The sequence below is a fragment of the Peptostreptococcus sp. genome (genome assembly GCF_036639115.1).
Taxonomy (GTDB): Bacteria; Bacillota; Clostridia; order Peptostreptococcales; family Peptostreptococcaceae; genus Peptostreptococcus.
In genome coordinates this window covers 60,605-78,223 of the sequence record NZ_JAVWJH010000003.1, presented here as the reverse complement: position 1 = coordinate 78,223, position 17,619 = coordinate 60,605, and the positions used below count along the sequence as shown (strand labels likewise).

16 protein-coding genes are annotated in these 17,619 nt (G+C 31.6%); 3 read left to right on the top strand and 13 right to left on the bottom strand.

The genetic code is table 11. The annotated features are described in order from the left end of the window. Window positions 1-20: 20 nt before the first annotated feature. From obgE to recX, 10 genes are all read right to left on the bottom strand, one after another. Window positions 21-1,301: a GTPase ObgE gene (obgE, locus tag RR561_RS04670; RefSeq protein WP_332506373.1), complete on the bottom strand. Its 1,281-nt coding sequence runs from the start codon at window positions 1,299-1,301 to the stop codon at window positions 21-23. Window positions 1,302-1,472: 171 nt separating this feature from the next. After that, window positions 1,473-1,763 carry a 50S ribosomal protein L27 gene (gene rpmA / locus RR561_RS04665; protein WP_332506371.1) on the bottom strand — a complete coding sequence of 97 codons (291 nt, stop codon included), beginning with the start codon at window positions 1,761-1,763 and terminating at the stop codon, window positions 1,473-1,475. A 13-nt stretch (window positions 1,764-1,776) separates the two neighbouring features. Continuing rightward, window positions 1,777-2,094, bottom strand: a complete 318-nt coding sequence (locus tag RR561_RS04660; protein ID WP_332506369.1) for a ribosomal-processing cysteine protease Prp — start codon at window positions 2,092-2,094, stop codon at window positions 1,777-1,779. Between the two features lie 6 nt (window positions 2,095-2,100). Beyond that, window positions 2,101-2,409 carry a 50S ribosomal protein L21 gene (gene rplU / locus RR561_RS04655; RefSeq protein ID WP_332506367.1) on the bottom strand — a complete coding sequence of 103 codons (309 nt, stop codon included), beginning with the start codon at window positions 2,407-2,409 and terminating at the stop codon, window positions 2,101-2,103. A gap of 197 nt (window positions 2,410-2,606) precedes the next feature. Continuing rightward, window positions 2,607-3,572, bottom strand: coding sequence for a DMT family transporter (locus RR561_RS04650; protein ID WP_332506365.1), 966 nt, complete (start codon window positions 3,570-3,572; stop codon window positions 2,607-2,609). A gap of 472 nt (window positions 3,573-4,044) precedes the next feature. Next, entirely contained in the window at window positions 4,045-6,465 is a 2,421-nt protein-coding gene (gene leuS / locus RR561_RS04645) for a leucine--tRNA ligase (RefSeq protein WP_332506364.1), read from the bottom strand. 424 nt (window positions 6,466-6,889) lie between these two features. After that, window positions 6,890-7,273 carry a ribosome silencing factor gene (rsfS, locus tag RR561_RS04640; protein WP_334309592.1) on the bottom strand — a complete coding sequence of 128 codons (384 nt, stop codon included), beginning with the start codon at window positions 7,271-7,273 and terminating at the stop codon, window positions 6,890-6,892. Between the two features lie 7 nt (window positions 7,274-7,280). Then, window positions 7,281-7,865 carry a bis(5'-nucleosyl)-tetraphosphatase (symmetrical) YqeK gene (gene yqeK, locus RR561_RS04635; protein ID WP_332506360.1) on the bottom strand — a complete coding sequence of 195 codons (585 nt, stop codon included), beginning with the start codon at window positions 7,863-7,865 and terminating at the stop codon, window positions 7,281-7,283. Next, window positions 7,866-8,555, bottom strand: a complete 690-nt coding sequence (gene nadD / locus RR561_RS04630) for a nicotinate-nucleotide adenylyltransferase (RefSeq protein ID WP_332506358.1) — start codon at window positions 8,553-8,555, stop codon at window positions 7,866-7,868. Window positions 8,556-9,227: 672 nt separating this feature from the next. Next, window positions 9,228-9,860 carry a recombination regulator RecX gene (recX, locus tag RR561_RS04625; protein WP_332506356.1) on the bottom strand — a complete coding sequence of 211 codons (633 nt, stop codon included), beginning with the start codon at window positions 9,858-9,860 and terminating at the stop codon, window positions 9,228-9,230. A gap of 489 nt (window positions 9,861-10,349) precedes the next feature. On the opposite strand from recX, the gene RR561_RS04620 reads away from it, so the two are divergent. The 3 genes from RR561_RS04620 to RR561_RS04610 are packed head-to-tail and all read left to right on the top strand — an operon-like array spanning window position 10,350 to window position 12,047. After that, a complete protein-coding gene (locus RR561_RS04620) occupies window positions 10,350-10,700 on the top strand; it encodes a fluoride efflux transporter FluC (protein WP_332506354.1) in 351 nt (116 codons plus the stop codon). Window positions 10,701-10,715: 15 nt separating this feature from the next. After that, window positions 10,716-11,111 (top strand): fluoride efflux transporter FluC, encoded by a 396-nt coding sequence (locus RR561_RS04615; RefSeq protein WP_332506353.1) that lies wholly within the window; start codon window positions 10,716-10,718, stop codon window positions 11,109-11,111. A gap of 15 nt (window positions 11,112-11,126) precedes the next feature. Beyond that, complete coding sequence (locus tag RR561_RS04610; RefSeq protein WP_332506351.1) at window positions 11,127-12,047, top strand: ribonuclease Z; 921 nt, start codon at window positions 11,127-11,129, stop codon at window positions 12,045-12,047. 213 nt (window positions 12,048-12,260) lie between these two features. Here the strand turns inward: RR561_RS04610 and RR561_RS04605 are convergent, their stop codons facing one another. The 3 genes from RR561_RS04605 to RR561_RS04595 form a co-directional block, all read right to left on the bottom strand. Next, window positions 12,261-14,036, bottom strand: a complete 1,776-nt coding sequence (locus RR561_RS04605) for an NADH-dependent [FeFe] hydrogenase, group A6 (protein ID WP_332506350.1) — start codon at window positions 14,034-14,036, stop codon at window positions 12,261-12,263. Then, complete coding sequence (locus tag RR561_RS04600) at window positions 14,030-15,865, bottom strand: NAD(P)-binding protein (protein ID WP_332506348.1); 1,836 nt, start codon at window positions 15,863-15,865, stop codon at window positions 14,030-14,032. Before RR561_RS04600 ends, RR561_RS04605 begins: the two co-directional genes overlap by 7 nt. Window positions 15,866-16,239: 374 nt before the next feature. Continuing rightward, a complete protein-coding gene (locus RR561_RS04595; RefSeq protein ID WP_332506346.1) occupies window positions 16,240-17,562 on the bottom strand; it encodes a ribonuclease E/G in 1,323 nt (440 codons plus the stop codon). Window positions 17,563-17,619: the final 57 nt, after the last annotated feature.

Genomic DNA, 17,619 nt, shown 5'->3' with positions numbered 1-17,619 from the left:
TCTAAATTTTATATTTATAATTAATTATAAAATTCAAATTCTAATTCGTATATTTTAACGGTATCACCGTCTTCTATTCCCATTTCTCTAAGTTTATCAAAAACTCCTCTTGACTCCATTTGTTGCTGGAAGAATTGTAGAGATTCCATATCTTCAAAGTTTACAGAATACATTATTCTTCTCAACTCTTTACCTGATACTACGAATATTCCATGTTCATCAATTTCTACTTTTAGACCTTCTTCTTCTGTGTCATCAAGCTCTGGTCTGTAGATTTCATCCTCTGATACCAACTCTATTTCTTCAGCATCTGCAAGTATAGCAGATACTCTATCTATTACTTCATCTACGCCTTCTCTTGTTGCAGCAGACATTTTGAAGACTTCATATCCTCTATCTTCCATAGTTTTCTTGAAGTTATCATATATTGACTCATCATATAACAAGTCTGCTTTATTTGCTACTACAAGCTGTGGTCTAGATGCAAGCTTTTCATTGTAAAGATTTAATTCTTGATTAATCTTGTCAAAATCTTCAATCGGATCTCTTCCTTCTATTCCAGATATGTCTACAATATGTACCAAAACTTTAGTTCTTTCCACATGTCTAAGGAACTCATGACCAAGTCCAACACCATCTGAAGCACCTTCTATTATTCCTGGGATATCTGCTATTACAAAGCTATCTCCATGTCTAGTCTTAACAACACCCAAATTTGGTGTAAGTGTTGTAAAATGATAGTTCGCTATCTTTGGTTTTGCAGAAGTTACAACAGAAAGGAAAGTAGATTTTCCTACATTAGGAAATCCTATTAATCCAACATCTGCAAGCATCTTCAATTCTAGAGTAATCCAACGTTCTTCTCCATCTGTTCCAGACTTCGCAAATGATGGAGCCTGTCTTACTGCGTTTGCAAAGTTAAAGTTACCCTTTCCACCAAATCCGCCCTTAGCAACGACTACAGAATCCCCTTCATTTTTTAGATCCGCTATTATTAGACCTGTTTTCTCATCTCTGACCAAGGTACCTTCTGGAACATTAAGCACTAGATCTTCACCGTTTTTACCAGCTCTATTTCTTTTTGATCCATCTTCACCGCTCTGTCCTGAATACTTTGTTTTATACTTAAAATCCATCAAAGTTCTAAGGCCTGTATCAGCTACAAGCTTAATGCTTGCTCCTTTTCCGCCATTTCCGCCATCTGGTCCTCCAGCTGGTACGTATTTTTCTCTTCTAAAAGAAACCGATCCGTTACCGCCATTTCCAGCCTTGACAAATATCCTCGCTTTATCTATAAACATATGCGTCCCTCCTTTTCAAAATAATCTATATATTTATATATTACCTTATTATTTTGTCTATATATCTATTATATCCCTATTTCATATAAATAATCTAGTTTTTATATTTTGGAAATTTGTATATAATTTAAAAATAGAGCTATCAATTATTTGATAGCTCTATAGCTTGTATTATTCAGCGATTTCTACTGGATATATACTAACTCTCTTTCTCTTCTTGTCTAATCTTTCGAACTTAACTTTACCGTCTACAAGTGCGAATAGAGTATCATCTCCACCCTTACCAACGTTAGTTCCTGGATGTATCTTAGTTCCTCTTTGTCTTACTAGTATAGAACCAGCTGTAACAGTCTGGCCATCAAATCTCTTGACACCTAGTCTCTTAGAGATAGAATCTCTACCATTCTTAGAAGAACCTACTCCCTTCTTAGATGCAAGAAGTTGTAAATTCATTTTCAACATCTGGAGTCACCCCCTACTTTTCAAATATTTTTATATTTTTTGGATATTCTCTGCTTATTTCCTCTAGTGCAAGTCTTAAATGTTGTAATAGAAGTTGAGATTTTTCTATATCATTGTCTTCTATTAAACAAGATATCAATCCCTCCTTGGCAATTACTTCACTAAAACTTACTTTCTGTAGGCTTTCTAGTGAATTAATTACAGCAACAGAGTTGCTAGTAGCGGCAGAACAAACTATGTCATATCCAAATTCGTCATAATCTGCGTGACCTTTTAATTCAAAACCCTTAATTTTAAAATCGTTATTATAAAAAAATGTTACCTTAATCATATACGATTATGCGTTGATCTTCTCAACTACTAACTTAGTATATAGCTGACGGTGACCATTCTTTCTTCTGTAGTCTTTCTTTGGCTTGTACTTGTAAACGATAATCTTCTTATCCTTACCCTGCTCAAGAACCTTCGCCTGAACATTAGCACCCTCAACTACAGGAGCTCCTATTTTAAGCTCACCATTGTTCACAGCTAATACTTCATTTAAAGTAACAACTTCACCTTCGTTAGCTTCTAACTTCTCAACGAAAAGAACATCTCCTTCAGAAACCTTATACTGCTTTCCTCCAGTTTTTACTATAGCGTACATATATACACCTCCTCGTTTCAGACTCGCCGGACCAGGTATCTATTTCAGGTATAAATATCTGTAATAGAGTTTCAATGCCGAGCACTGTTTACACGTGCAGCTACCCTTCCCGTGCGGCAATTACCTTATCATTATACTAAATTGATTTTAGTATGTCAATGTATTTTTTAAAGATTTTATTTGTTTTCATTTTCATTTCACTGTGCTATCTTTCGATTTTCAGTGTTTTGATCAAATTCATCTTCTATTTCTTTACTCTTTCTTAATGGCAACTGTACCTGAGCTATAAGTACTGATATTACCATTATCATACAGCCTACTATCTCTCTGCTACTCAAAATTTCACCTAGGAATAGTACTCCCGCTACTGCTGAAACTCCAGCTTCCATACTCATTATTAAAGAAGTAATTGTTGGAGGAAGATTCTTCTGTGCAACAATTTGAAGAGTAAATCCAACACCACTTGATAATAAACCAGTGTATAAAATAGCAACAAAAGCAGCTTTTACACCAAGTATAGTTGTAGTCTCTGTTGCAAGTGTTGCAACTAAAGATAATAATCCACTTGTCATAAACTCTACCATTGATAACTTTATTGCATCAACTCTTGGTGCAAATATATCAATTATAACTATCTGTAAAGCGAAAAATATAGCTGATATAAAGACTAATAAATCACCTTTTTCAATTACAAATCCTTCTTTTATTGATAGCATATAGATACCAACACATGCTATAGCAACACATAACCACATCTTTGGAGTAGTTTTTCTGCCATAGAAAATTCCCATTATAGGTACCAATACTATATACATAGTAGTGATGAATCCAGCCTTTGATGCTGTTGTACTAATCATTCCTACCTGCTGTGTACTCATAGCTAAGAATAGTGCAATACCTGCTAATATTCCACCTATAATTAATGACTTACTGCTAAACTCTGACTTGTCTACCTTGTATCCTTTTCTTTTATTTCTGATCTTAAATGTAGTACTAACCAACAATAAGAATACCAAACTTAATAAGCATCTAAAAAAGTTAAATGCAAAGGGACCAATAAATTCCATCCCTGTTCTCTGAAATACAAGTGCAAAACCCCAAATAACTGATGTTAATATCATTAATAAAGCACTTTGAGTTTCTTTCCTCTTCTGCATGTTCATAATAATTCCTCCTTCCAATTACTAAAAATTCTCAAATAAAAAGGGCATCGCTGACGCAATCACCCCTTATAATCATATCCACGTATTCTTTTCACATCTCAATATTATCATAATTTATTAGCTTATTCAACACCTTGAAGAGAAATATTTTTTGTTTTTTTATTATTAGTTTTCGCTTTAATTTTAATTAAATGTACAAAAATTTAGTGAAGCTACTTTTACAATATCTAAAGATAATCATTCTTATTGTTTTTCTTTTTAAAAGTAAATCTATTTTATTTTTTTACAAAATAAAATAAAGAGGCTTAATCTGTAGTTTCACCTACGAATTAAACCTCTTTTCCAAAAAAACTTTTTTTATTTTTATATTTATTTTTTTTGTTTTTATATTTACGTACAGAATTTTTATATTATATATAATATTTATACTTTTTATAGTAGCATCATAAATAAATATTTTCTTATATTTTTATTACTTTATTACAATATTTACAAGTTTGCCTGGTATAGCAATTACTTTTACAATATTTTTATCTCCAATAAAATCTTTTACTTTTTCATCCTCAAGAGCAATATTTTTCATATCTTCCTGAGTAACATCTGTTGGAGCCAATACCTTGCTTCTAACCTTACCATTTACCTGAACTACAAATTCAATTTCATCTAGTACAAGGGCATTTTCGTCATATTTTGGCCAAGCAATATCAAATACGCTTCCTTCTTTTCCAATTTTTGCCCAAAGTTCTTCACCTAAATGAGGAGCAAATGGAGATAGTATTATTACAACAGCTTCTAAGGCCTCTTTTATAACCGCATCATTTCTATCATCTAATTCTTTATACTTATAAATATCATTGATTAACTCCATCAACGATGCTATTGCAGTATTAAGACCAAACTTGCTACTCAAATCATCAGTAACTTTCTTTAGAGTTGCATGAGTCTTGGCTCTCATATCTCTATCTTCCTTACTTAATTCCCCAATTTGTGCATCAGACTTTGCTATATCTTCTAGCTCGTCTACCAATCTATACACTCTATTAAGGAACTTAAAACATCCTTCTACACCCTTATCTGACCAGTCAAGATCTCTTTCTGGAGGTGCAGCAAATAGTATGAATAATCTTGCAGTATCTGCTCCATACTTGCTGATTATTTCCATTGGAGAAACTATATTTCCCTTAGACTTACTCATCTTTGTTCCATCCATAAGTACCATTCCCTGAGTTAGAAGATTCTTAAATGGTTCTGTATGCTTAGTCCAGCCTAGCTTATGAAATGCCTTTGTAAACCATCTAGAATATAAAAGATGTAGTATTGCATGTTCTACTCCACCTATATACTGATCTACTGGAAGCCAATGATCTACCAAATCAGTGTCAAAAGCTTCTTCTGTATTTTGGCTATCAATATATCTCATAAAATACCAAGATGAATCGATAAATGTATCTATTGTATCAACCTCTCTTCTTGCAGGCTTTCCGCACTTAGGACAAATACATTCCTTAAATGATTCAGATGTAGATAGAGGTGATTCTCCTCTTCCTGTAAACTTAACATCTGTTGGAAGTAGCACTGGAAGATTTTCTTCAGGAACAGGAACTATTCCGCAATCATCACAATATATAATAGGTATTGGACAACCCCAATATCTCTGTCTAGATATTAGCCAGTCTCTTAATCTATAGTTTGTAGTCTTCTTTCCTCTTCCCAACTCTTCAAGTTTTTCTACTATTGAATCAAATGCCTCATCTTTATTCATTCCATCAAATTCGCCTGAATTTATCATATTGTCATCTTCATCAATTACAGGAACAATTTCTAAATCATACTTACTAGCAAAGTCTTCATCTCTTTCATCATGTCCAGGTACTCCCATTACTGCACCTGTTCCATAATCAGCCAAAACATAATTTGCTATCCAAATAGGCATCTTCTTTCCTGTCAAAGGATTAGTTACAGTTCTTCCAATGAATCTACCCTCTTTTTCTAGTTCTGTAGATTCTCTTTCTACCTCAGTTATAGCATGAAGGCTCTTTAAAAATTCATCTAATACAGCCTCATACTCAGTACCTTGAACCAATTCTCTAGCTATCTTAGATTCTGGTGCAAGTACCATAAATGTTGATCCATAAATAGTGTCTGGTCTAGTTGTATATACAGTTATATCCTTGTCCATATCATCTACCTTAAAGGTAACATTGGCTCCATAACTCTTCCCTATCCAGTTTTTCTGCATAAGTTTTACTTTTTCTGGCCATTCATCCAATTTATCTAAATCCTGAAGCAATTCTTCCGAAAATTCAGTTGTCTTAAAATACCACTGTTCCAACTCTTTTTTATCTACTGTAGATCCACATCTCTCACATTCGCCCTGAACTACCTGCTCATTGGCAAGAACTGTTTCGCAAGATGGACACCAGTTTACATATGAATTTTTCTTATATGCAAGTCCTGCTTCTAAAAACTTCAAGAAAATCTTTTGTGTCCATTTGTAGTATTCTGGAGTAGATGTTGCTATCTCTTTATCCCAATCATAGCTAAGACCTAGCATGCTTAACTGATCTCTCATTTCATCAATATTTGCCATTGTCCACTTATGAGGATGTATGTTATTTTTGATTGCTGCATTTTCAGCTGGTAGACCAAATGAATCCCATCCCATTGGATGTAATACATTATAACCTTCCATTTTTTTAAATCTAGCTATCACATCTCCTATAGAGTAATTTCTTACATGACCCATATGTATTTTTCCTGAAGGATAAGGAAACATCTCTAGACAATAATACTTTGGTTTTGATGTATCTCTTACATCCATTTTATACTGTCCATTGTCTTTCCATACCTTTTGCCACTTTTCTTCTATTTGCTTAAAATTATAAGTGCTCATTTCTTCCTCCTTAAACTATTAACTAAATAGTTTTTAATAAATATATAATACAATTGCTAATAATGACTCTGTCGCAAATATCTAAATTCTAAAATTTTAGAAAATAAAAAAAGCCCGTCACTAAACATTTCTGTTTAGGGACGAGCAATATTCTCGCGGTACCACCCTAATTAGCCTTAAAGGCTCTCTCGGATTAGTCTATAAGCCAACTACGGCCATACGGTTTAATCGACAAGTTCAATACTTTAAACTGCTACCCTCCCAGCAACGGCAGCTCTCTAAAAGTTTTATCATACCTACTACTTCGACCATATAATTCTTCAACTAAAATTTATATTCTAGTTATACTTACCTATATTAACATATATAAAAATATTCTGTCAATACAAAAATATAATACATTTTTTAATATACTATATTTTTATTACATTTCCACCTTAAGAGATTCTGCATCAATTGCTTCCAACTCTTCCATATCTACATATGGAGCGTCTTTCCAAAGTTTTTCAAGGTTATAAAAACCTCTATTTTCTTCATCAAATATATGGACCATAATATCTCCATAATCTAAAAGAATCCAGCTCTGAGTTTCTCTTCCTTCTTTACCTCTAGCTTCTATTCCTTCTTTTTTCATAGTATCTTCTACACTATCAGCTATAGATTTTACCTGTCTTGATGAAGTTCCAGATGCTATTATAAAATAATCACATAAACTGGATACCTTCCCTATATTTAGGACTGCGATGTCCTTTCCTAATTTGTCGCTGATAGAATCACATATCAGCTTTGTCATATTTTCAACTGTAATCATAACCTTACCCCTTTTTTACACTCTTCAACTTACGGATATAATAGTTTCTAGCCTCTACTGTTCTCACATGTAGTGGTAGCCTTCTATTTAAGATATTAATAATAGTATTGTCTATGGACTTAACTATTACTTCGTCAATTTTTCCAGAATATGCCAATTCTCGAAGTTCATCAACCCCTGGGTAATCCCTACCATCTTCTATGAGATCAGCAAGATATATTACCTTTTCGAGTGGCTTCATAGCTGGCCTCCCTGTTGTATGATATCTTATAGCATTTAATATTTCTTCATCTTCTATGCCAAACTCATACTTTGCAATATATGCACCTACAACACTGTGAGATAGTGCTGTACTATTTTTTTCTAATTCATCTAACTCTATGCCATACTTTTCGCAGTAGTCACCTACTTTAGCAAACTTTATATACTTTGCAGTATCATGAAGTATCCCTGCTATTTCAGCTTTCTCTTTATCACACTCACAAAATTCGCATAACTTTACAGCAGCCTTGGCTACATTTAAAGAGTGGCGTATTCTTTTTTCTGGTAGATAATCGCTTAGTTTTTCAATCATCTCAGATTTATTCATCTACCTTCTTGCACCTCCATATAAATTATACTTATTAATATATTCTTCCACCCTGCCTGGTACCAAATATTTTATGCTCTTTTTACTCTTGACTCTTGACCTAATATAAGTCGAAGATATCTCAAGTGACGGAACATATACCATATCAATATCAGCGCAATAGCATTTTCTATATCTTGTAATATTTTCCTGTGTCTCTAATAAATCTATTCCAGGTCTAATCGCTGCAATAAATTTTGCATATTTAAAATTCTCCTGAAAATCTTTCCATGATTCCATTTGATTAACTGCATCAGACCCTGTAATAAAGTATAGTTCTTCATTCGGATAAGTTTCCTCTAAATGTTTCAGTGTATCTATAGTATATGTGTTATTGCTATCAGACGTTATTTCAAAATCAGAAACAAAAAAATCATCATTTTTAAAAGTTGATAGAACAACCATATTATACCTATGTATCTTGTCCAATACATTCTTTTTATGAGGTGGATCACCAGTAGGAATGAATACTACCTTATCCAAATCGTATTTATCACGAATAAATTCCGCTGTTGCAAGATGAGCATTATGAATAGGATTGAAAGTACCTCCCATAACTCCCAGCTTCATTTTTTCTCCTGACTCTCTAAACGTCTTGAGTTTTTCATCATTACGCTTATGTGAACAAGCCAGTCTTTCCTCTAATTGCATGTCATTTCTTCCCTTCGTAACCATGATAAATTCATTTTATCACAGCTAACTGCATAAGTCCAATTAGAATTTACATTATCTTTACATTATTTTTATACTCTAAATAGCAAATAATTAAGAGTAAAAAGCCATCTTTTATAGCTCTTAATTTATTCAATAACTCTCAAAAGTATTTAATCAATTAACTTTGAATTTTATTTTTCACAAAAATCGTTTAAGCACTCGCCTAATGTAATAATATTATTAGATATTTTCTTAGATTTTTAATAATAAACTAGAACTGCAAAAAATTCAACTATTTATTTTCATCTATATACAATTTGAAAATATCGTATACACCTACAACAATGCTTATTGTAATTATAATCAGATTTTTCATATCAATATTTTCCATTCCTAGATTCTAAAGCCTATTATAAAAATAAAATATTTTATAAATATCTTTTATCTATATGATTATTTATCTATACCTCAATAGCTAATAAAAAATCTTTATAAGACTTTTAATCTAGAAGCAATTCTAAAAGCTATCAATAACCCTGTCTTACCTTAAAAACAGTAAAATTCATACTATTTCCAACTAGCTCTTTAGTCAAACAATGTTCAATATTTTAATATTAAGTAAGCTCTATAAACAAACTCTTTTCGTCATTATCGAATTAAAGAATGTATTTAATAATTTTCTTCTTCCAATACTTCATTGATTGCTAATTTAATAATATCATAGCTAAAACCCTTGTATGATAGATGTTGATATAGTTTATTTTTCACCTTGTTAATATCTTTATCTTTTATTCTTGGTAACCTTTTTCTTGCCAAATAAATTGCATTTTCTAATTCAACATCGCTATCGATTTCAGATATGGCAGAATCTATATATTCTCTTTTTATCCCTTTAGTATATAAATTTTGCTTAATTCTATTTTTTCCAACTCTTTTAAAATTCAAATCATTGGAAACTATCATATCGGCAAATCTTTCATCATCCACTAGCTCATGTTTCTTAAGAAATTCAATGACCATTTCTATTATTTCTTCATCAAAATCTCCTGAAAGTTTTTCCCTGATCTTTTTTTCTGATTTTTCAACTTTCGATAAAGAATTCAATGCTTTATTTTTTGCCTTTTCATAGTCATCCGCTCTTGCAATTTCTATCAATTTTTCCTTATCTATCTCCTGATTTTTACTTAGATTGTATTTATATACTAACTCTGCTTGTAAGGATAATAAATATTCATTGTCAACATACAAGTTTACTCTGTTTTTATTTCTCTTCTGTATCTCAATGCCTGTTATCTTGGACATTTTATCACAACCTTCCAAATAAATTATATCATAAATCTTATTAATTTAATTTATAAAACAATATCTTCACCTATTTGTAACTAATAAAGTTTCTTCAAATATTTTTTTCATTATTCTTTTTAAAATGCTTTTTTTATTTTTAAAAATAAATTATTTTTCTTTAAGTTCTCCAAAATCATTTTATCTTTAATCAATGGAGTAATTATAGCCTTATAGATGTTTTTGATTTTTGCTTCACTCTATCTTTATACTTTTTTGCCTATAACCAACCTTATCCAACTATTATTTTGAAACATTTTATATATAAGGCAACTAAATATTTTTTATAACTTTTTTAAGCAATATTATTCTTACTGTACTTGCTATATTTAATATACTTTTTTTGCTTTATTATAGATATAATATTTTATCTTATTTACCTTTAAGATTCAATTGTTATATAATGGAATTTGTAGAAATAAATATATGCAAAATTAAGAGGTGAATTAAATGGAATTTTTTTTAATAGGACTGGGCGGAGGATTAGGTGCAGCCACAAGATTCTCATTGGGCAAGTATATCAAGGGAAAAATAAACATACATTTTCCATTAAACACAATGATTATAAATATACTGGGATCTTTTTTGCTTGGAATAAGTGTCGTAAACACAAAAAATCCGAGTCTGGCTTTTTTTATACAAAGCGGTTTCTTAGGAGGTTTTACAACCTTTTCTACATTTATGCTTGAGGGTTTTAATCTATATAAAGTAGCTGACTTTTACAAAAGCATATTTTATTTATCCACTAGTGTACTTTTGGGAGCTATTTCATTTTTAATAGCTTTTCATATAAAATTTTAATACTGAGGTGATTAATTGAAAAAAATATTTTATATATTTTGTGGGGGATTTTTAGGAGCAATTTTAAGAGCATTGTTATTTAACATTCAAATTTTAAATGTTAAAAGCCTTTTTCCACTAAATACAATTGTAGTAAACTTACTCGGATGCTTTTTTCTTTCTCTAATAAGCTATAGTTTAGAGAAAAAAATAAAATTCAATGATAATTTATATTCTGCTATTACTGTAGGTTTAATAGGAGCCTTTACTACTTTTTCTACTTTCTCAAAAGATTTGGGAATTCTAATATATTCAAATTTTTGGCTTTATGCTATAGTATACTTACTTATATCTATCGTTGGTGGTTTTATATGTGTATTTTTAGGCTATAAAACCGTTGAAATAGCTTGTAAGAAAACTAAAACTAATTAGCTTGGTGGTGAAAAAATGGTAAATCTAACAATGCTTGGAACGGGGGGCAATGTTCCATCTCCAAATAGATTTTGTTCCAGCGCATTTATAAATTATAAAGGTAAAAAAATGTTAATTGACTGCGGTGAAGGAACCCAGATATCTATGAAAAGTATCGGCTGTGGCTTTAAGGGAATCGATCTAATAATGATCACACATCTTCATGGTGACCATATAAATGGTCTAATTGGACTTCTCGCAACTCTTGGAAATGCTGAAAAGAGAAGCCCTCTTACAATTATTGGTCCAAAGGGAATTAAAAGAGCAATATATGCAATGATGATCCTAATTGAAGGACTTCCCTATCAATTAAATATAATTGAAGATCCTATTGGAAGTTTTTGTATTAATGATGATCATTTAAGAGATATAGAAATTTCCACTCATACCTTAGAACATTCTACAGAGTGTATTGGATATAGTCTATACTTTAAAAGAAATAGGAAATTCTGTGCAAAAAATGCGATCAAGAATAATGTTCCTAAAGCTCTATGGAGCCATCTCCAAAAGGGGAAAAGCTATTTTGTAGACGATAATAGCTACACTCCTGATATGGTTCTAGGAGATGAGAGAAAGGGAATCAAAATAAGTTATATTACAGATACTAGACCTATAGAATCTATTGTTGACTTTGTAAATGATAGTGATCTATTTGTATGTGAGGCTATGTATGGTGATGATATGGACATCTCAAAGGCTGTAAAAAATAAACACATGACCTTTAGAGAAGCTGCAACACTTGCGAAAAATGCCAATGTAAAAAAACTTTTATTGACTCACTTTTCTCCCTCTGTTGAAAAGCCCGATTATTTTGTAGAAAATGCAACTTCAGTCTTTGAAAATACTATTGTCGGATATGATGGTATATCAGTTGAAGTTTCATACCCTGATAAGTAATCAACAAAAGAGTCTTTATAATTGATTTAATACTGTCTATATCTGTGTAAAATTATTATAAAGACTCTTTTTATGTATTTATTTTTTATATCTATTTTTCTATCTAGTTCTATAACTATTTTTCTATTTATTTCTATAACTATTTTTTCATTTATTTCTATACCTATTTTATCTTCTATATATACTAAGTATTTTAAAATCTTATTTTAGATCTTACTCTATATGAAAATCAAATTCTTCTTCCACCTTTAATGAAAAAATCGGTGATAGTGGCATGCTCCATTCAAAATGATCCGTATGAAGAAGCTTATGCGCTATATTTGAGTTTGTTTTTTCAAAATAATCACTATATATTTTTTGTATTGCTGGATTTTCGTGGGAATATCTTAAATACATTTTTTTATCTAAATTATATAGTTTTGAAGCTCTCTTATGTGCTAGTTCACATCCATCTTTTATTGGTTGTCCACCTCCACCAGCACATCCACCTGGACAGGCCATTATTTCAACAAAATCATAATTAACATCTCCTCTTTTTAGAGCTTCCAATAGATTTCTTGCATTTTTAAGTCCACTTGCCACTGCGATATTTATTTGATTTTCTGCTATTGAAAATTTAGCATCTCTCCAACCTTGTTGACCTCTTACCGATTCAAAAGCATCTGGACTTGTATTTTCACCTGTTACAAAATAATACGCAGATCTCAAGGCCGCCTCCATTACTCCTCCCGTTGCCCCAAATATTACTCCTGCCCCACTTCCAATTCCCAAAGGTGTGTCAAATGATTCTTCCTTTAACTTTGAAAACTCTATATTTTCAGCTTTTATCATTTTTTCTAATTCTCTTGTAGTGATTACTATATCTACATCTTTTTTAGCCCTGGTATCATTTATAGATTCTATATCCGCTTCTTGTTTTTTGGCTGTGCAAGGCATAACTGATACACAACATATTTTGCTGGGGTCTACTCCTAAAATATCCGCATAATATGATTTTGCAACAGCACCAAACATTTGTTGAGGTGACTTTGAAGTCGATAGATATTTTACCATATCTGGGTATTGTGACTTCATAAATCTTACCCAACCAGGACAACAAGACGTAAATAGAGGATACTCTCTTCCTCCAGAAGTATATATTTCTAAAAATTCACTTGCTTCTTCCATAATAGTTAAATCTGCGCTAAAATCAGTATCAAATACATAGTCAAAACCTATTTTTTTAAGCGCTGCCACCATTAAATTTGTAGTTGCATCCTCTTCCCTAATATCCAAGTGTTCCGCCCATGCTGTTCTAACAGCAGGTGCTACTTGAACTACAGTAATTAAATCTGAATTTTCTAAAGCATCATAAACTATAGAAGTGTCATTTCTTACCTTTAGAGCACCTACAGGACAATGAGTAATACATTGACCACATATTGCGCAATCACTTTCTTCAATAGTTCTATTATGTGACACATCAACAGTTGTCCTAGATCCACTATTTACAACATCCCAAACCCCTAAACTCTGTATTTTATCGCATATCTGAATACATCTCATGCATTTGATACACTTTGAAAAATCTTTTTGCAATGGAAAATCTTTACTCCATTGTCTGCTTTCATATTTTACCTTGTATGGCATAGTCTCTACACTTAAATCATTGGCTATCTCTTGAAGGGAGCAATTTCCACTTCTAACGCATGTCGCACACCTAAAATCATGTTGGGACAAAAGCAACTCTATATTCGTCCTCCTAGCCTTTCTTACTTTAGGGCTATTTGTTTTTATTACCATACCTTCTTCAACAATATTGTTACAAGATGTCAAAAGCTTACTCGTGCCTTCAACTTCTACAGAGCATATTCTACAAGCTCCTATCTCATTTATATCTTTAAGAAAACATAATTTTGGAATTTTTATTCCTATTTCTCTAGCCACATCTATTATTTTGCTGCCTTCTTCTACCTTTAGTTTTATATTATCTATAGTTAACTCTACCATATCGAAGTCCTACCTCCCTTGAAATTTCCCCATCCAAAGTGATCACACCTTAAACATCTGCTAGCCTCTTGAGAAGCCTCATCTGCAGTCAATCCTTGCTCTATCTCTTCAAAGTTATCCTTTCTCTCTTGAGTTGTAAGCTCTCTCATATTGGATCTTGCACATGGCTTTCTCTCATCCCATTTAATATTTGGAAGCTTGATATCGACACTTATTAGATGATTATACCCTAGATATTCGTCTATATTTGCAGCTGCAACTTTTCCCGCTCCTATTGCCTTAATTACTGTGGCAGGCCCTGTAACGCAGTCCCCACCTGCGAATATTCCAGGAATATTTTCTATTTCACTAGAGTTTAACGCTTCTATAATTCCTCTTCTAACAGGCATACCAAACTCACTAAAATGTTTGGATTCTATATTTTGTCCAATTGCAACTATAAGCTGATCACACTTTAATTTTTTTGCCTCTTCATTAGAGTTTCTTGGTCTAGGTCTAGCAGATTTGTCTATCTCACCAACTATCTGAGGCTGAAGCCAAAGAGATTTAACTTTATTATCATCATCAATTTCAATTTTTAGAGGTGCCATCAAAGAGTATAGTTCACAACCTTCTATCAGTGCTTCATCTATTTCTGCCTCAATACAAGTCATGTCTTCTTTTCTTCTCCTATAAGCAATCGATACACTTTTTGCACTACATCTTAAAGCTGTACGAGCTGCATCCATTGCAACATTCCCACCACCTATTACTACTACATCTTTGCCCTCAAAATTCGGAAATTCTTCATTTCCAATCTTTTTAAGCATCTCTACCGCTGGCATTACTCCAATCGCATTCTCACCTTCTATATTTAGCTTTTTATCTTCATGTGCCCCAATTGCTACATATATGGCATCATAATCTTTCGCTAAATCCTCTATTTTTATATCTTTTCCAACTTGAGTATTTCTATAAACATCTATTCCTGTTGATAAAATGGCATTTATATCTTCTTGAAGCTTTTCTCTAGGAAGTCTATATTTAGGAATACCATATCTCAACATTCCCCCCAATTTTTCTTTTCCCTCAAATATTGCCACCTTATGTCCCATCAAAGATAGGTAATAAGCTGAACTTAGTCCACTTGGCCCACCACCGACAATAGCTATTTTTTTACCTGTTGATTCTGCACATTCAGGAGCTTCTACTATACCCGCATTATCCACTGCATACTTTTTCATTCCTCGTATATTCATAGGCGCATCTATCATAGCTCTTCTACACCTCGCTTCACAAGGATGTTCACACACTAGAGCACATGCACTTGGAAATGGATTATCCTTTCTAATAAGACGCACTGCATCAGCATACCTTTGCTCTCCTAGCAAGGATATATATCCAGGTATATCCACACCTGCTGGACATAGTGTTACGCATGGGACAGAAATATTTCTATCCATAGAACACTTCAATGTCTCCACGTGAGATATATAATCATCTCTAAAACCTAAAACACCTTTTAAAACCATCTCTGCAGCTTCGTAGCCTATAGCACAATCTGCAGAATATAATATCATTCTTGATGTATGTTCTATTAGATCTATTGTTTCCTTACTTCCCTCTCCATCTAATACATCTTCAATTAATTCTTGTAATTTGCCTAGACCAACCCTGCAAGGAACACATTTCCCACAAGTTTGTGCATGACATAGCTTCAAAAATGCTAGAGATACCTCTACAGGGCATATACCTGGAGGGCTTGATACTATTCTTCTCTCAACATCTCGATATAATCCTTCAACTACTATTTGGGCAGTATCAGGTGTATTTATATACAATCTACTCATTAGCTTTACCTCCTAAAACTTTATATTAAATAAAATATTTTTCGCTATTTTTTTAACAATATTTTTGTAAATTAAAAATCTGGATAAAAGCAGATTTTTCAGTTTTTATTTAATTTTCTGATTATTTTAATAATATCATATTTGTTAGGCTTTTTCACTATTTTTTTTGATAGTTATGTTAAAAACAAAATTTATTAAACAATAAAAAAGCCCCCTTTTAATTAATAAATGAGGGCTTTTAGTACTTCATAGAATATATAAGAGCTTTTCTTATATATTTTATATTTTTTTTGCTTTTTTATATTATTTTAAAATCAATATTTCTTTTTTTTTACTTTTTTATTTTTTATTGCTAATGTTTTCTAATTTTATAATTATTTTTTTATCAAACATATTTTTACCTTATATTTTGCTTCTATTTCTTTTATTTTTGATTTTTCTTTATCCAAAATATTATAATATGATTCGCCGATTTCTATTTCTACCTGATCTAAATTTTTATGGTATTTGGAGTTTATTACTTTTCTTTCTATTTTGTCTATTTCATATAAATAAGACGAGTAAAAATCATCTATAGTATTTTCTTTTCTCATCCTTGATATTTCCATGAGTCCAAGCTGGGTAAAGCCATGAACATTAGATCTATTTCCCTCTACAGATAGATTTTCAGACATTCTCTGAAGTACTCTTTTTTTATTTTTATTTGTTTTCATATCTATAAAATCAACTATTATAATTCCACTAATATCTCTTGTTATTATCTGTCTTGATATTTCATCACAAGCTTGCATATTAGCTTGAAACACTGTATCTTCATAGCTTTTATCACCTTTAAAACTACCTGTATTAACATCTATTACTGTCATTGCCTCTGTCTTATCTAAAACTATATAGGCTCCACTTTTTAAACGAACAACTCTAGATAGATATTTTTTTAGTTCATTATTTATTCCATAGCCTTCAAATATATCCATATTATTTTTTCTATCCAATTTTTCTAAATACAATGGATTTATTGACTTTACTGTACTCCTAATTTCTGAGTCCATTTCACCCTCTAGATAGACTATGTTTTTTATTTCATCAGATAGATGTTCTCTTATATAAGCCAAAATAGTTTTTTCTTTTGAATATAGTTTTTTCGGATAAAAACTCACTTGATACTCTTGAACAATCTCTTGATATTTTTTTCTTAAATCCTCAACTTCTTGCCTTATTTCATCTTCCATACATCCCTGTGCTTCGGTTCTAAGTATAAATCCTTTTTCTCCATCAGATGCATTCAATAAAATTTTCTTGAGTCTCTTCTTCTCATCATTAGACTTTATCTGATTTGAAAACACTAATTTTTTATTACTAGGTATATATACCAGAATTCTTCCTGAAATGCTTATTTCTGTGCTTAATTTAACTCTTTTGTCTCCTTTTTCTTCTTTTATTACCTGTACTAATATGTTGTCTCCTTCAATCAAATTAGCCTCTGCCTCTTCAAGTTTAAGATAGCCAGGATTATTTTCACCAATATCAACAAAGCAAGCCTTCATAGCGGGCATTATTTTTTCAATTTTTCCTCTATATACATTTTTTAATTTTTGACTATTGTTTTTTTCTTCTATTAAAAGTTTTTCAATTTTTTTATCTTTAAGAACTGCAAGCTTACTTGAGCTGACAAAGTCTTCAATAAAATATTCTTTCATAAATTACTCCTTATATTATAATAAGTGGATAACCAAAGGCAATCCACTTATTTTTAA

Coding starts and splice junctions, on each gene's coding strand:
- obgE (WP_332506373.1), bottom strand. CDS start 1,301: ATGTTTATAGATAAAGCGAGGATATTTGTCAAGGCTGGAAATGGCGGT.
- rpmA (WP_332506371.1), bottom strand. CDS start 1,763: ATGTTGAAAATGAATTTACAACTTCTTGCATCTAAGAAGGGAGTAGGT.
- RR561_RS04660 (WP_332506369.1), bottom strand. CDS start 2,094: ATGATTAAGGTAACATTTTTTTATAATAACGATTTTAAAATTAAGGGT.
- rplU (WP_332506367.1), bottom strand. CDS start 2,409: ATGTACGCTATAGTAAAAACTGGAGGAAAGCAGTATAAGGTTTCTGAA.
- RR561_RS04650 (WP_332506365.1), bottom strand. CDS start 3,572: ATGAACATGCAGAAGAGGAAAGAAACTCAAAGTGCTTTATTAATGATA.
- leuS (WP_332506364.1), bottom strand. CDS start 6,465: ATGAGCACTTATAATTTTAAGCAAATAGAAGAAAAGTGGCAAAAGGTA.
- yqeK (WP_332506360.1), bottom strand. CDS start 7,865: ATGAATAAATCTGAGATGATTGAAAAACTAAGCGATTATCTACCAGAA.
- nadD (WP_332506358.1), bottom strand. CDS start 8,555: ATGCAATTAGAGGAAAGACTGGCTTGTTCACATAAGCGTAATGATGAA.
- recX (WP_332506356.1), bottom strand. CDS start 9,860: ATGTCCAAGATAACAGGCATTGAGATACAGAAGAGAAATAAAAACAGA.
- RR561_RS04620 (WP_332506354.1), top strand. CDS start 10,350: ATGGAATTTTTTTTAATAGGACTGGGCGGAGGATTAGGTGCAGCCACA.
- RR561_RS04610 (WP_332506351.1), top strand. CDS start 11,127: ATGGTAAATCTAACAATGCTTGGAACGGGGGGCAATGTTCCATCTCCA.
- RR561_RS04605 (WP_332506350.1), bottom strand. CDS start 14,036: ATGGTAGAGTTAACTATAGATAATATAAAACTAAAGGTAGAAGAAGGC.
- RR561_RS04600 (WP_332506348.1), bottom strand. CDS start 15,865: ATGAGTAGATTGTATATAAATACACCTGATACTGCCCAAATAGTAGTT.
- RR561_RS04595 (WP_332506346.1), bottom strand. CDS start 17,562: ATGAAAGAATATTTTATTGAAGACTTTGTCAGCTCAAGTAAGCTTGCA.